Below are 14646 nucleotides of genomic sequence, written 5' to 3'. Positions count from 1 at the left end.
AGGCTCAGTTGACCAAGCACACGATCGACCATCCGAATCATCTCCCTATCTTCCTTGCGAACGGAATCACCAATCCGATTCTGTGCAAAGGCCTCTCAAGGGGAGAGATTGGATGTCGCTTCGGCTTTCGCCAATCTCAGAAGAAGCGCTACCGGCGAAGCTGCCAATCTCCCCCCTTGAGGGGGAGATGTCCGGCAGGACAGAGGGGGGTGTTCAAGCGCGGCGCATAGGGATAGGCAAGTTTCGCGCGGAGGGAATAGAAGCAGTGAACCACTATCCCGTACCTCCTCGTAACCGCGGCAATGCGCGCAAGATGCGCAAGGCCATGACGGACGCCGAGTTGAAGCTCTGGAATGAGATCCGGGCGCACCGTCTCATGGGATTGTCGTTTCGGCGACAGATGCCGATAGCCGGCTACATTGTCGATTTTGCCTGTCCGGACAAAAAGCTGATTGTCGAACTCGACGGCTCCCAGCACGCTCAGGCCGAAGCCTCGGCATCGGATGCTTATAGAAGCTCGCGGCTTGAGGCGATTGGCTGGACCATCCTGCGTTTCTGGAACGACGACGTTATTCGCGACATCGAGAATGTCTGCCAGCACATCGTGATCGTAGCCGGCCTCGCAGGCGCGGACATGTGTTGAGTGTTGGTCGCGGACCTAGCAAGCTTGCCGGACAGCGCCCCCTCTGTCCTGCCCTCTTTGCCAAAACTTGGTATCTCCCCCGAAGGGGGGAGATTGGATGTCACATTGGCTTTCGCCAATCTCCAACGTTGGGGAAAAGCCGCGTTTACGCTGGTGCGTTCACACGCTGCGAACGCGTCGCCCAATCGATGACCGTCCCGCCTGCAACCGTCGAGCTCGTCTGCGGCGCGAGAAGATCGTTGCGGCGGGCAAACGCCACGAAAGTCGCCCGCGCCGTCTCGGCGTCGATCTCTCCGTCTATCGCAGCCCGGCACGCCTTGGCGGCGATGTCATGCGCGGCCGTCCGGCTCGCCGACGGCCAGTCGGCAAGCAGCGCATAGGCTTCAGCGGCGCTTTCTATCTTGGTCGGGCTACCGAGGCCGGTGAGGATGGTGACCGGCCTTTCAAAAGAAGAACGATCCATGACACTCTCCTTTCGGGGTTCAACTGTCTCGACTCCTGGTTCAAGAATCTGGCCGGGTTCAGGAATCCGGCCAAGATCAATCGTCGGGTTCATGCGAATTTCGGGCGCAACTGGCATCGCGAGGGCGGTCGCGGCGTCGACGCGATGGTGGGCCGGCTGCGGCGGCATGCTCGGCCGTGGCAGCAGCCGGTGCACCTTGGCCAGCGTCTCCAGCCAGGCCATTACGACAAGGGGCGGATGTTCACGCCCGTAAAGCCAGGCCTTTGCCTTAGCGACCGCATAGCCCGCCTCTTCGGCAAAATCGGTTTCCGACCACCTCAGCAGGCGCAGGTACTCACGCATCCGCGCTGCAATCATTTACGCTCCTCCTTGTTGGCTCCTAATCGCTGAGCCGACAGGAACATCAGCGTGTAGGCCGCCTTGCGACGGTCCCAGCCGGCCGATTCGACCGCGTCCAGCAATCCGTCGACAAGCGGCGCCAGCGCCGTCTTGCACTCCTTTTCATAGTTGAAATCGGTCTTGGAAAGGGTCGGCGCGAAGATCTTTCCAAAACTGTTCATCATGTCCATGGCAACACCTGCATCTGTTCCGAGCAAGGCCGTGCCCGCCTTCGCATCGGCGGGCACGGTCGTTTGTCCTCAGAAGCCTGGCGTCAGTAATCCATGCCGGCACCGGCGGGCATTGCCGGCCCGGCCGCTTCCTTCTTCGGCTTCTCGGCCACCATCGCCTCGGTGGTCACCAGCAGGCCGGCCACCGACGCCGCGTCCTGGAGAGCGGCGCGCACCACCTTGGCCGGGTCGATCACGCCCTGGGCGTAGAGGTCCCCGAACTCGTTGGTCTGGGCGTTCCAGCCATAGCCGAATTCGGTCTTCTCGCGCAGCTTGCCGACGATGATCGAACCCTCGGCGCCGGCATTCTCGGCGATCTGGCGCACCGGCTGCTCGATAGCCCGACGCACGATCTCGACGCCGGTCTTCTGGTCGGGATTGTCGACGGAGACATTATCGAGCGCCTTCGCCGCCCTGAGCAGCGCCACGCCGCCGCCAGGCAGTATGCCTTCCTCGACCGCAGCGCGGGTGGCGTGCATGGCGTCGTCGACGCGGTCCTTGCGCTCCTTGACCTCGACCTCGGTTGAGCCACCGACGCGGATGACGGCGACGCCGCCGGCGAGCTTGGCCAGCCGCTCCTGCAGCTTCTCGCGGTCATAGTCGGAGGTGGTTTCCTCGATCTGCGCCTTGATCTGGGTGATGCGTCCCTGGATCTCGTCCTTGCGGCCGGCGCCGTCGACGATGGTGGTGTTCTCCTTCTCGATCAGCACCTTCTTAGCGCGGCCGAGCATCTCCAGCGTGACGTTCTCGAGCTTGATGCCGAGATCCTCGCTGATTGCTGTACCGCCGGTCAGGATGGCAATGTCTTCCAGCATCGCCTTGCGGCGGTCACCGAAGCCCGGCGCCTTGACAGCTGCAACCTTCAGGCCGCCGCGCAACTTGTTGACGACTAGCGTCGCCAGAGCCTCGCCTTCGACGTCCTCGGCGATGATCAGCAGCGGCTTGCCCGATTGCACGGCGGCTTCGAGCACGGGAAGCATGGCCTGCAGGTTGGAGAGCTTCTTCTCGTGGATCAGCACATACGGCTCTTCGAGTTCGACGCGCATCTTGTCCTGGTTGGTGATGAAATAAGGCGAGAGATAGCCGCGGTCGAACTGCATGCCTTCGACCACCTCCAACTCGGTCTCGGCGGTCTTGGCTTCCTCGACCGTGATGACGCCCTCATTGCCGACCTTTTCCATCGCCTCGGCGAGGAAGCGGCCGATCTCGGCATCGCCATTGGCCGAGATGGCGCCGACCTGGGCAATCTCGTCGTTCCTGGTCACCTTGCGGGCATTGGCTTTGAGTTCGGCGACGATGGCGTCGACCGCTTTGTCGATGCCGCGCTTCAGGTCCATCGGGTTCATGCCGGCGGCGACCGCCTTGGCGCCTTCCTGGACGATCGCCTGAGCCAGAACGGTCGCGGTCGTGGTGCCGTCGCCGGCGACGTCGCTTGTCTTCGACGCCACCTCGCGCACCATCTGCGCGCCCATGTTCTCGAACTTGTCCTCAAGCTCGATTTCCTTGGCGACGGTAACGCCGTCCTTGGTGATGCGCGGGGCGCCGAATGACTTGTCGAGGACGACGTTGCGGCCCTTGGGACCGAGCGTCACCTTCACCGCGTCGGCGAGGATGTTGACGCCGCGCAACATCTTCTCGCGGGCTTCGGTATGGAATTTCACATCCTTGGCAGCCATTTGGATAACTCCTTCAAATAGGCAGCTTTTCGTTGACTGATTTCTTGTCCAGGCCCCGCTCAGGCGGCCTTCTGCATTTTGTCGGTCAATTCGATCACGCCCAGCACGTCGCTTTCCTTCATGATGAGCAGGTCCTCGCCGTTGAGCTTGATCTCGGTGCCCGACCATTTACCGAACAGGATACGGTCGCCGACCTTGACGTCGAGCGGCTGCAGCTGGCCGCTATCGTCACGCGCCCCGGGACCTGCGGCGATCACCTCGCCTTCCTGCGGCTTTTCCTTGGCGGTGTCGGGAATGATGATGCCGCCCGCGGTCTTCTCGTCGACCTCGATGCGGCGGACCAGGATACGGTCATGCAATGGACGGAACGCCATGTCGTTCTCCTCATAGGACAAACAGATTTTCTTGGACCTCCCTTCGCAGCCGACCGGTACAACGGCCGACGCGACGGTGCGCGACCCCTGTTCAGGCATCGCTCGCGCATATCGAATTAGTTTGGCGTTCGTGGCTTTCAAGAGTACGTCGAAAAAATTTTAGCACTCGCCGTGGTCGAGTGCCAACGCACCGTAATGATGGCGCTATTCCAGGAATTGACATGTCGGATGCGGCTTGAGATCGCGGCGCAACCTTTCGACATCGTTGTCGATCCCGGCACCGCCTGCCGGCGGCCGGAACCGATGAGGAAGCGGAGGCGTTTTTGCATGCACAGGATGGACGCCTGATCGTTCGAAAAGGAGACGTGCATGGTCAGCAACGAGTTCCAACTCCAGATGCAGGGTTTCGGCCTGACGACGGCGGAGATCCACTATCGCCTTCCCGACTTTCGGGACCTGCTGCAGCTCTTCATCTGGCAGGAATACGACATCGCTCCGGATTTCCCGACGCTGAAGCATTTCCTCGAATATTGGGAACGCGAGATCGAAGGCCCGCTGCATTCCGTGCGCGTCGCCCATCACCGTCTGATCCAACCCTCCGAATGGCGGGCGGTGGACGGTGTTATTACGCTGCAGTGAGACAGGGGTACGCGTCGCTCGGAGCACGGCCGTTCAGGTGGATTTACGTCCCTTGACAAGCAGTCCGGCCGTGCGAGCCGCCTTGACGAAGGCGGTGCGAGCCTCGCGGGCTGTGCGCCAGCCGTCGAGCGCGTCGCGGCAGGCGCGATAGGCTGCGCGCCAGCTTCGGCCGCGCGCCCGGTCCGGCCATTGCTGCATGCATTCGATGGCTTCCCAGCTGCTGGCGACCTTGCGCTCTTCGACGGATTGGAGCTTGAGCGTGATCGGTTCGGAAAATGGGACGTCGTTCATCACTTCCTCCTTGTCTTTCTGTTTTTTAGAGCAAGTAACATCCTCGATTAAGCAGGAGGGCGGCCCGAACGGCGCCGATGGACGAGGTGGTTCGTCTGCCTACGCGCTTCAAGACCCCATCTCAACCTTGCTTGCTCCAACCCCTGCCCTGCCCAGACGCAACGGCCGGCTATAAGTCGTCGTCCGGCGGTTCGAGAAGCCCGATCAGCGTCGCCACCCTTGCCGACGGCATTGGGCGGCCCTCGTTCACCAGCGCCTCATCGGCGCCAACCCAGGCAAAGGCCTCGCGCAACTCTTCGATCGTCGCGCCGGTCGAGGCGATGTCGGCGATAACGGCGTCGTCCACCGGGCCCAGCACCGAAATGATGTCGTTGCGTGTCATGGTCATGATATCCTCCATGCGTGCCGGCGCGACCCACAAATGAAGGTTGCAACCGGCATTCCCAGCTACAATCCGGCAACAAAAATCTGGCAGCGGGACAGAATCTGGGTCTTGATTTCGGGCTGACAATAACCAAATCGAAATTGCCGGTTGCCGAATGGGGCCGGCAGAACCCAGGGAGCGCCAAGCTCTTTGGCGTCCCTCGTACTATGTTGCTCAATGGAGGATGTAGCTATGAGAACCGCATTCGACTTTTCCCCGCTTTATCGGTCGAGCATCGGTTTCGACCGCGTCTTCAACCTACTGGAAAACGCGCCGCAAGCAGTCGAAACCTGGCCGCCTTATGACATCGAGCGAAGCGACGGGAACACCTATCGCGTGAGGATCGCCGTCGCCGGCTTTTCCGAAGACGATCTCGATATCACCCACGAGCCGAACCTTCTCATCGTCTCGGGCGAGCGCAAGGAACAGGACAAGGTGGAATATCTCCATCGTGGCCTTCCGGTGCGGCCATTCACACGGCGCTTCGAGCTTGCCGATCACATGACGGTCACCGGCGCCTCGCTCAACAACGGCCTGCTGACGATCGACCTCGTGCGCGAAGTGCCAGAGGAGATGAAGCCGCGTCGTATCACGATCGCCAAGCAAGACGGCGCGCCGAAGGCCGGGCAGGTCGAAAAGCCGAAGCAGGCCGCCTGAGCGAAGGCGATCTCTGACGACGACTTTGCACAACCAGTCGAGAAAGGAGAACGTCAATGGCTATTCGTGATCTCATTCCCTGGGGCCGGGAGAACAGTCCGGTTTCCAGCTTCTATCGTGACGATGACCGGGACCCGTTCATGGCCTTGCATCGGGAGATGAACCGCATGATCGACGACGCGTTCCGCGGTTTCGAAACGCGCATGCCGTCGCTCAGTGGGTTCTCGTCGGCGCGCGGCAGCTGGCCGAGCGTCGAAATCTCCGACGGCGAGAAGGAGATTCGCGTGACCGCCGAAATTCCCGGCATGGACGAGAAGGACGTCGAGGTGCTGCTTGACGACGGCGTGCTGACGCTGCGCGGCGAGAAGCGCTCCGAAACCGAGGACAAGGACAGGCACTTCTCCGAGCGGTTCTACGGCCGCTTCGAGCGCCGCATCCCGCTTGGCTACGAGGTCGAGCAGGACAAGGTGAACGCCGCCTTCCACAACGGCGTGCTCACCGTGACGTTGCCGAAGACCGAGCGCGCGCAGGCGAAGGCCAAGCGCATCGCGATCAGTGGCAGCGCCGCCAGCCCCGGCAAGAGCAAGCACTGACAACATCGGCAGCCGGACGCGCAAGCCGCGCGCCCGGCTGCGTCGGATACCTTAGAGCAACAAGCCCTACCAGCATCAACTTCCTGCGGCAGGCTTTGCCTTAACGTTCTCCAGCGCGGTCAACAGATAGTCCTGCATCGTCGCCTGAAGGTCTGTTGTGGCGGTGCGCCCCGGCATCGCGTCCTTCGCCGCCGCTTCGTCGAAGGGCGAAGCCTGCTGTGCCGCCGCCCGATTGGCCCGCGCCATGCGCAGTTCGCGCAGTGCCGCCAAGGTGCGCGGACGATTTGCGCGGCGGATGCTGCGAAATTCCTTCCTCACCTCGGGCGAAAACGTTGTTGCTGTCCGGGCCGGTGAAACTGCGGGCCGAGCGGCCACGGAAACGACCGAGACGCAGGAAGCCCCCCTACGCGCGCCGGCGAAAAGTTCTCACCGGCAGCCGGTTCGGTGCTTATCTAATGCATGTCGCGCAAAAGTGTGCAGCGGTTTTGCGATAATGACATGCATAAAACAACAACGCTAAAGCGCGTCGCATGAGGCCGGTCAAATGCGACGCGCTTTAGTCAAGCAAACTCACTATTTGCAGGATCAGGACCAACAGCACAAAGCCAAGGACACACGCAAAGACCGCGACCAAAAAGACGGTGCGCTGCTGTCTGCCCACGGCTTTCTCCCTGAAAGCGCACCCCATCCACCAATACGAACGTTTGTCTCAAAAGTTTGCTTGAGGCCGGCGGAGGGGGAGCAAACATGACTCAGGCAAAAGAATCTCCTGACAAGGTGTTCGTTTGCGAGGGCGGTTACATCATTCATCCGGACGATGCAGAAATATTAGAAAGTTCTAATATTTTTCCGGAGCGGCGGAACCTCCGGGTTCCTGCTGCGGATCGGGCTGCAACCCGATCGGGCCCGCGCTCTCCGCCAGAGGCGCGGGCTTCATTTGTTCAGCCGATGCGCCAGACGGCGCGGAGGTCGCATATTGAAGATCTACGGGAGCATTAGTAGCAGAAGTCGCTACCGTGGCGTTCCTGGCATCCAGGCAACGGAGCCCGTCATCCGAAAGGGTGGCGGGCTTTCCTTTCGATTGTCGAATTGCTGAAGCACGTCTACAGAACAGGGCCTAACTCCATCACCACGAAAGCGGTGACACCCAGCACGACGAGCGCATAGGCCGCATAGAGAACAAGCAGCAAAACCTCAAGGTCGCGGAAAGAGGTTGTGGCGGCCTTGATCTGTTGAGGCTCGCTTTTCTCGATAAGATCGGTTTGTAATGGCCCTGCTGTCGCGACGACATAGACAATCCGGTCGTTCTCGGCTGCCTGCAATATCCGGTCCGCGATATCGAGAGCGATCACTGGGTCTTCGGCCAGCCGATCTGCAGCTATTCGGTATTCAGTAACAGTCTGCACCTCACGTTTTCCCATGCACGATAATCGCGCCAATTAATTTAGGTTCCACTAAGATAGCTAATGCATGTCGCGCAAAAGTGTGCAGCGGTTTTGCGATAACGACATGCATAAAAACGCCAACCTAAAGCGCCTAAAGCGCGTCGCATGAGGCCGGTCAAACGCGACGCGCTTTTTAGTTCCGATCGGCCCGCGTCCTTCGATTACAGGGCGTGCCGAAGCCGCCACCCGAGGCCGTCCTTGCGCCCGTGCAAAAAACCGCCACGCGCCGCGTGGGACAAAACAGGTCGCTGCGTAGAAAGAACTAAAAGGGCGGGCTCAGAGCCTTGGTCTCAGATCGCCTCGCGCTCCCGTTCCGGCGTGGCGACCAGCAAGGCCGCGGCGGCGTTGGCGGTGGCGATGGCGGCCTCGACCTGATGCCCGCGGGCAAGGCTTGCCGCGAACGCACCGACGAACTCGTCGCCGGCGCCATGGGTGCTGACGACCTTCACCGGCACGGCCGCCAGCGCGAACGCCTGGCCGTCGCGGTCGCAATAGGCAACGCCCTCCCCGCCGGCGGTGACGATCGCGGCCGGGTAAAAATCGGCCAGCATGCGTGCCGCCTCGGCAGCCCCCTCGAGCGTGTCGACGACCGGAATGCCGGCCAGAAATTCCGCCTCGATGGCGTTAACGATGACGATATCGGTGAGTGCGATCAGTTCGCCGGACAGTTTTCGCGCGGGCGCGGCGTTGAGCACGATCCGACCACCGTGTCTCCTCACCGCCCGCGCTGCGGCAATGTTGGCGGCTTCCGGCACCTCGTTCTGCAGCAGCAGCACCGCCGTGTGCGCAACGATCTCGGTCGCGGCCGAGATGTCCTTCTCGCCCAAGGTGAGATTGCTGCCTGAGACGATCACCGCGCCATAGTCGCCGCCGTCGTCGAAGATCGCCACGCTCATGCCCGAGCCGGCGCCCGGCGCGACCCTCACGAAGCGGCTGTCGACGCCGTTGCGTTCGAGATTACCGAGAAGCACGCGGCCGAAATCGTCATCGCCGACGGCGCCGATCATCGCCGAGCGCACGCCGGCCCGCGCGGCCGACACCGCCTGATTGCCGCCCTTGCCGCCGCATTTCGGCTGCCAGGCATGGCCGGTCACGGTTTCGCCCTTGCGCGGGCGGTCGGAGCCTTCGACCATGATGTCGTAATGCAGGCTGCCGAACACGGTGACCAGCGGCGGGGAAGCCGTCATGTGCCCCGATCTTTCATGAGCCCTTGTCCCGGCGTTTCGACGTCACCGCCGACATGGTGCGGCCGAGATTGCGCTCCGCCGCCTGGTAGTCGCGCTGCGCCACCGCGACGAACAGCGCGTCGAGAATATTGAGCTGGGCAATGCGCGCCGCCGCGTTCTCGCCCATCAATGGCGAGCCCTGCGCGGTCGAGCACAGCACGATGTCGGCGACGGCGGCCAGCGGCGAGTTGTCGTAGTTGGTGATCGCCAGCGTCCGCGCACCGCTCTTGCGGGCGAGGTGGATGGCGTCGATGACGGCGCTGGTGTTGCCGGAATGCGAGAAGCCGACGGCGATGTCGTCGGCGCCGAGCAGCGAGGCCGACATCAGCATCATGTGCGAATCGTCGTAGACTGATGCGCGGATGCCGATGCGCAGGAATTTGTGCGAGACGTCGCGCGCGATCTGCGCCGAACCGCCGACGCCATAGAAATCACGGTTCCTGGCGCGGTAGAGAAGATCGGCGGCGCGGTCGAAATCGTCCATGTCGAGGATCGCCAGCGTTTCCTCCAGCGCCTGGATGGAGGTGCGGAACACCTTCTGCACGATCTCGGCCGAACTGTCGTCGACCGACAGTTCCTGGTGCATTTCGGCGGTCGGCAGGCGGCTGTATTCATAGACCGCGGTGCGGAAGTCGCGATAGCCGGAAAAACCCAGCTTCTTGGCGATCTTGACCACCATCGCCTCCGACACGCCGGCCTCCTCGGCGATCTGCTTGAGCGGAATGGTCTCGTCGAAGCCGCGCCGCCCGAAGACGGTTTCCACCACCTTCGCCTCGAGCGGGGTCAGATGCGGCATCATCATGCGGATCCGCGGTCCTACTGCTTTCAGATCCAGGCTGGTCAAGGTCATCCACGTCCCCTCGTCACGCGATCGATAAGCATCGCGGCGAGGATTATAAGACCAGTTGCCAGGAGCTGATAGAAGGACTGGACATTCATCAGCGTCAGGCCGTTGCGCATGGTGCCGAGGATGACGGCGCCCAGAATGGTGCCGACCACGCTGCCCTTGCCGCCCATCAGCGAGGCGCCGCCGATGGCCGCAGCAGCGATGGCATCGAGCTCCCAGAGATTGCCGAGAATGGGCTCAGCAGCACCCAGCCGGCCGATCAGGATCTGCGCAGCAAGGGCCGCCAGCAGGCCCGAGATCATGTAGGCGGCGATCTTAGTGCGGGCAATCGGCACGCCTGCTATGTAGGCGGCCTCCTCATTGCCGCCGACGGCGAGCAGATATTCGCCGAACGGCGTCTTCTTGAGGATGATCCAAGCGATCAGCGCGACCACGGCAACGATGATGACCGCCAACGGCAATCCGAACAGCGATCCGTTGAAGATGGCGCGGAACCCGGCAGGCAGGCCGAGCACCGGATTGCCGCCGGTGTAGATCAGCGCCAGCGCCCGGTAGGTGCTGAGCGTTCCCAGCGTGACGATGAAAGGCTGCAGCCCGACAAAGGCAACCAGCACGCCGTTGAGCAGACCACAGACGAGACCGATGGCGAAGCCGGCGGCGATGGCCAGCGGAAACGGCACGCCGGCAACCAGCATCGAGGCCGAGATGACGGCCGAAAGGGCTGCCGTCGGCCCGACGGACAGATCGATGCCGCCCGAGATGATCACCAACGTCATGCCCAACGCCAGGCAGGCATTGATGCTCGACTGCTGCAGGATGTTGATCAAATTGCGCTCGGCAAAGAAGCCCGGGACCAGCGCACCGAAGACGGCGAGGATCACGACCAGGCCGATCAGCGTGCCGGCGTCGCGCACGGAAAACCGGTGCAGGAAATCGGCCATTGGCCGCGCTGCTGTGTGTTCGGTTATATCAGTCATCCGCTGGTCCTGTCCGTTATGCACCGGCCCGATGGCCTTGCGCCTTGCCGCCCTGAGTCTCCGATTGGGGTATGGCGTGCGCCGCGATCGCCTGTTCGTTGAGATCGGCCCGATCGAGTTCGGCCGCGACCGCGCCGCCGCGCATGACCAGCACGCGGTCGGCGAGCCGGATCACCTCAGGAAGCTCGGACGACACAACGACGACCGAATGGCCTTCGGCGGCGAGCTCCTCGATCAGGTGATAGATCTCCGCCTTGGCGCCGACGTCGATGCCGCGCGTCGGCTCGTCGAACAGCAGAATTCGCGTTCCCGCCGCCAGCCAGCGGCCGATGATCGCCTTCTGCTGGTTGCCGCCGCTGAACAGCCGGATCGGCCGGTCGAGCAGGAACGGCCTGAGATTGACCCGCTTCATCTTCTCGGCTGCGACCCGTTTCAGCCTGGTGTGATCGATGATGCCGCGCGGCGCGAACACGCCCATCGAAGCCAGCGCCATGTTGCTGGAGATCGACCGCAACGGCACGATGCCTTCGCGTTTCCGCTCCTCCGGCACCAGGCCGATGCCGGCGGCGATGGCGTCGCGCGGACCGGAAAGTTTTATGGCCTTGCCGTCGATCTCGATTGTGCCTGACGAGGCGCGGTCGGCACCAGCCAGCAGCCGCAGCAGTTCGGTGCGGCCCGATCCGACCAGGCCGGCAATGCCCAGCACCTCGCCGCGATGCAGGTCGAACGAGACGTCATGGACCTTGGTTACCGAGGCGAGGCCACGCACGCTCAGCCTTACTTCGCTGGAAGCGTGCGAGCGGTGCTGTTCCTGGGCAAGCTCGCGGCCGACCATCATCGAAACGACGGTCTTTTCCGACACCTGCGCGAGATCGACGGTTCCAACCACGACGCCGTCGCGCATGATTGTGGCGCGTTGGCAGATGCCGAACACCTCGTCCAGCTTGTGCGAGACATAGACGACCGCGACACCGTCGCGCGCCAGGCCGGCAATGACTTCGGCCAGGCGCTCGAACTCGCTCGGCGTCAGACTCGATGTTGGCTCGTCCATCGCCACGATGCGCGCCCGGTCGAGCAGCGCCCGGGCGATCTCGACGATCTGCCGCTGCGCGACCTTCAGGCTGCCGAGCGGGGCTGCCGGATCGATGGTCGGGTCGATGGTAGCGAGGGCTTCCGCAGCGCGGCGCTCCTGCTCGCGCCGTGCGACGAAGATGCCGCCGCGCGTCAACGGATGGCCGAGGAACATGTTCTGGGCGACGCTGAGGTGCGGCACCTGCTGCAATTCCTGGTGGATCATGGCGACGCCCGCCGCGCGCGCGGCGACCGGATTGTTCAGTGTCACCGGCTTGCCGTCGATCAGCACGGTTCCGGCTGTCGGCCTGTAGACCCCCGACAGGATGCGCAGCAGCGTCGATTTGCCGGCGCCGTTTTCACCGAGCAGGCCATGGATTTCGCCGCCGCCGACCGAAAAGGCGACATCGCTCAGCGCCCGTACGGCCGGAAACACCTTGGAAATGCCCTCGAATTGCAGCCGCGCGACAGACATTGGTTCTATTCTCCAGGCAGAGGGTGCCAGCCGAATGGCCGGCACCCGCCCTGTGCTAGTTGCCCGCGGCCGCGTCCTCGAGCAGCGCCTTGCGCACGGCGTCGCCGGCGCCCGAGTAACGGTCGGCATTGTCCTTGGTGATCAGCGCCTGCGGCGTGGCGACGACGCGCGGCAGCTTCTGCCCGGCCACCAGTCGCAGCGCCGATTCCAGCGCCACCTCGCCGGTCAGCACCGGGAAACTATCGACGGTGCCGGTCAACTCGCCGGCGCGGATCGAGGCATAGGCGTCGGAGATGCCGTCGGTGCCGAAGACGGCGACCTTGTCCTGCAGACCGGCGGCCTTGACCGCCTCGACGATGCCCAGCGCCATGCCGTCATTGTTGGCATAAAAGCCGATCAGGTCCGGGTGCTGCTGCAGGATGTTGGTGGCTGCGTCGTAGGAGGTCTGGCGGTCCCAGTTGCCGGGCACGCTGGCAACGACCTCGAACTTGCCGCCTTCCGCAATCGTGGTCTTGAAACCGTCGGTGCGCTGCACGGCGGCATAAACGCCGGCCTGGCCTTCGACGATGGCGACCTTGCCGCCATCCGGCCGGTTCTTGATGAACCATTTGGCGACGCGCACGCCATTGTCACGCTGGACATTGCCGACATAGTGCTCGGCCTGCGGGATGACCGCGTCATTGACGTTGACCACCGGCACGTTGGCGGCCTTGGCCTGTTCCATGATCGGCTGCAGGTTGGAGTCGGTCTGCGGCGAGACGAGAAGCACGTTGTAGCCCTGTGTGACCAGGCCTTCGGCAATGGTGAGCTGTCCGAGCTGGTCGCCCTCGCTCTGCGCCGCCTGGTAGACGACCGGAACGGCGACGCGGTCGCCGAACGACTTGTAGCCCTCACCCAGCGAGCGCCAGTATTCGTTGGTCAGCGTCTTGGAGACGGCGCCGGCCTTGGTGCCGTCGGGCAGCTTGGGGAATGCCCCGAACTTGGCCTCGAGCTGCGACCAGTCGATCCGATCCTTCTCGGTGTCGGAATTGAGCGGCGCAAGGTCCGCGGAAAAAGCCGAGCCGATGGACAGCGCCATCAGGCCAGCGGCAGCGGTGGCAAGCAGAAACTTCATGGTCTTTCCTCCCTTGTTGAAAAACGGTCTATGCCGCGGGCCTCAGCTGTCCGGCCCGAGCATGGCTTCCTGAATGATGGCCTGCGACGCGACCGCGTCCTGACGGTCGACGGCGGTGGACAGGCGGTTGTCCTTTTCCAGCCGATCAACGACGCGCAGCATGCGCTTGACGGTCGCGATGTTGACTTCGCATTCGTGGACCGGATCGAGCCCGGTCATGTCGGGAAATGTGTCGAAGTAGATGGCGCCGGCGTAGCCGTCGCGGCGGATCTGCCTGAGCAGCTCGATCGTCTGCAGCGTATGCACCGCGCCGACCATCAGGCCGTCGTCGCGCTTGGCATAGCCATCGTTGAGATGGACGCCGAGCAGCTTGCTGTGGCGCGCCACGAGTGCTGCGGCAAAGGCCGGCTGCTCGTCGGCATAGAGCACATGGGCGAAATCGAGCGTCACGCCGAGATTGGGCAGGCCGATCTCGCGGATCGCCAGCAATGTCGTCGCCGCGTCGGGCATCAAGCTGTATGAGCGCGGCTCGTTGGGCTTGTATTCCAAGCTGATCTGGCAGTCGGGATCATGCGCCGCAACTTCACGAATCCCATCAATCTCGTGTTGCCACAGCGCCGCGTAATCGGCTTGGAAGGCATAGTCGAAGCCATCCTGCCCGAGCCACAGCGTCATCAGATTGGTGCCGGCCTCACGCGCGGCGTCGATGCCCGCCTTGGTCAGGTCAATGGCTTCGCGGCGAACAGCAGGATCCGGATTGGTGAAGGCGCCGAGCTTGAAGGCCGGATTGGAGTAGTAGCGCATGGCAAAACCATTGATGGAAAGCCCGAGATCGCCAAGTTTTCGCGCCATTTCTGCCGGTTTTTCATCAACATGGTCGGGAAAGTTGAGGTCGAGGTCAGTCAGCCCCGCAACTTTCGCCGCACGCGTCGCCATCTGCAGCATGGACGGCTTGCCGGCAAGATCCGGCCATTCGGCCTGTGGCCGAGAAGCAAAGGAATTCAGGCGTGTGGCGAAACGATTGGCTGTCATGTAGGACCCTTTGGTGGACATAACTTCACATATATACAAAACTTTGTAAAGTTCCTATTTGAAAGATGCGCCATGCCGCTGCGACCTAACG

At 62.8% G+C, this 14646-nt stretch carries 18 protein-coding genes; 4 read left to right on the top strand and 14 right to left on the bottom strand.

The window, feature by feature from the left end:
- Positions 1–265: 265 nt before the first annotated feature.
- Positions 266–643, top strand: a complete 378-nt coding sequence (locus NKH12_RS19935; protein WP_352954705.1) for an endonuclease domain-containing protein — start codon at positions 266–268, stop codon at positions 641–643.
- Between the two features lie 145 nt (positions 644–788).
- Here NKH12_RS19935 and NKH12_RS19930 read toward each other — a convergent pair whose 3' ends face one another.
- From NKH12_RS19930 to NKH12_RS19915, 4 genes are read right to left on the bottom strand one after another with little or no spacing between them, the layout of a single operon-like run.
- The gene (locus tag NKH12_RS19930; RefSeq protein ID WP_352954704.1) at positions 789–1463 is read right to left on the bottom strand and encodes a DUF982 domain-containing protein; all 675 of its coding nucleotides are present in this window, start codon (positions 1461–1463) and stop codon (positions 789–791) included.
- Complete coding sequence (locus NKH12_RS19925) at positions 1460–1732, bottom strand: hypothetical protein (RefSeq protein WP_352954703.1); 273 nt, start codon at positions 1730–1732, stop codon at positions 1460–1462. The genes NKH12_RS19930 and NKH12_RS19925 overlap by 4 nt, the downstream gene beginning before the upstream one ends.
- 26 nt (positions 1733–1758) lie before the next feature.
- Positions 1759–3390, bottom strand: a complete 1632-nt coding sequence (gene groL / locus NKH12_RS19920) for a chaperonin GroEL (protein WP_352954702.1) — start codon at positions 3388–3390, stop codon at positions 1759–1761.
- Positions 3391–3449: 59 nt separating this feature from the next.
- Positions 3450–3764, bottom strand: a complete 315-nt coding sequence (locus NKH12_RS19915; RefSeq protein ID WP_236377497.1) for a co-chaperone GroES — start codon at positions 3762–3764, stop codon at positions 3450–3452.
- Positions 3765–4133: 369 nt separating this feature from the next.
- On the opposite strand from NKH12_RS19915, the gene NKH12_RS19910 reads away from it, so the two are divergent.
- On the top strand, positions 4134–4403 hold the full coding sequence (locus NKH12_RS19910; protein WP_352954701.1) for an usg protein: 270 nt from the start codon (positions 4134–4136) through the stop codon (positions 4401–4403).
- A gap of 33 nt (positions 4404–4436) precedes the next feature.
- Here NKH12_RS19910 and NKH12_RS19905 read toward each other — a convergent pair whose 3' ends face one another.
- Positions 4437–4694, bottom strand: coding sequence for a DUF982 domain-containing protein (locus NKH12_RS19905; protein ID WP_352954700.1), 258 nt, complete (start codon positions 4692–4694; stop codon positions 4437–4439).
- 169 nt (positions 4695–4863) lie between these two features.
- Positions 4864–5082 carry a hypothetical protein gene (locus NKH12_RS19900; RefSeq protein WP_352954699.1) on the bottom strand — a complete coding sequence of 73 codons (219 nt, stop codon included), beginning with the start codon at positions 5080–5082 and terminating at the stop codon, positions 4864–4866.
- 228 nt (positions 5083–5310) lie between these two features.
- Between NKH12_RS19900 and NKH12_RS19895 the strand changes: the two genes are divergently transcribed.
- Together NKH12_RS19895 and NKH12_RS19890 are read left to right on the top strand one after the other, a co-directional pair.
- On the top strand, positions 5311–5775 hold the full coding sequence (locus tag NKH12_RS19895) for an Hsp20 family protein (protein ID WP_352954698.1): 465 nt from the start codon (positions 5311–5313) through the stop codon (positions 5773–5775).
- Between the two features lie 56 nt (positions 5776–5831).
- Positions 5832–6368 carry an Hsp20/alpha crystallin family protein gene (locus NKH12_RS19890; RefSeq protein WP_352954697.1) on the top strand — a complete coding sequence of 179 codons (537 nt, stop codon included), beginning with the start codon at positions 5832–5834 and terminating at the stop codon, positions 6366–6368.
- Between the two features lie 75 nt (positions 6369–6443).
- Here the strand turns inward: NKH12_RS19890 and NKH12_RS19885 are convergent, their stop codons facing one another.
- The 8 genes from NKH12_RS19885 to NKH12_RS19850 all read right to left on the bottom strand — a co-directional run bounded on the left by NKH12_RS19885 (position 6444) and on the right by NKH12_RS19850 (position 14555).
- The gene (locus tag NKH12_RS19885; RefSeq protein WP_352954696.1) at positions 6444–6638 is read right to left on the bottom strand and encodes a hypothetical protein; all 195 of its coding nucleotides are present in this window, start codon (positions 6636–6638) and stop codon (positions 6444–6446) included.
- Positions 6639–7471: 833 nt separating this feature from the next.
- Entirely contained in the window at positions 7472–7789 is a 318-nt protein-coding gene (locus NKH12_RS19880) for a carbohydrate kinase family protein (protein WP_352954695.1), read from the bottom strand.
- Positions 7790–8103: 314 nt separating this feature from the next.
- Positions 8104–9000 (bottom strand): ribokinase, encoded by an 897-nt coding sequence (locus NKH12_RS19875; protein ID WP_352954694.1) that lies wholly within the window; start codon positions 8998–9000, stop codon positions 8104–8106.
- A gap of 13 nt (positions 9001–9013) precedes the next feature.
- On the bottom strand, positions 9014–9889 hold the full coding sequence (locus NKH12_RS19870) for a MurR/RpiR family transcriptional regulator (RefSeq protein ID WP_352954693.1): 876 nt from the start codon (positions 9887–9889) through the stop codon (positions 9014–9016).
- Complete coding sequence (locus NKH12_RS19865) at positions 9886–10863, bottom strand: ABC transporter permease (RefSeq protein WP_352954692.1); 978 nt, start codon at positions 10861–10863, stop codon at positions 9886–9888. The genes NKH12_RS19870 and NKH12_RS19865 overlap by 4 nt, the downstream gene beginning before the upstream one ends.
- Before the next feature lie 16 nt (positions 10864–10879).
- Positions 10880–12409: a sugar ABC transporter ATP-binding protein gene (locus NKH12_RS19860; protein ID WP_352954691.1), complete on the bottom strand. Its 1530-nt coding sequence runs from the start codon at positions 12407–12409 to the stop codon at positions 10880–10882.
- A gap of 55 nt (positions 12410–12464) precedes the next feature.
- Positions 12465–13523, bottom strand: a complete 1059-nt coding sequence (locus NKH12_RS19855; protein ID WP_352954690.1) for a sugar ABC transporter substrate-binding protein — start codon at positions 13521–13523, stop codon at positions 12465–12467.
- Positions 13524–13565: 42 nt separating this feature from the next.
- Entirely contained in the window at positions 13566–14555 is a 990-nt protein-coding gene (locus NKH12_RS19850; protein ID WP_352954689.1) for a TIM barrel protein, read from the bottom strand.
- Positions 14556–14646: the final 91 nt, after the last annotated feature.

It is taken from the genome of Mesorhizobium sp. M1322, from assembly GCF_040318085.1.
In the GTDB taxonomy this organism is placed as follows: Bacteria; Pseudomonadota; Alphaproteobacteria; order Rhizobiales; family Rhizobiaceae; genus Mesorhizobium.
The sequence above is the reverse complement of the archived record's forward strand: the minus strand, read 5'-3'. Positions and strand labels throughout refer to the sequence as shown.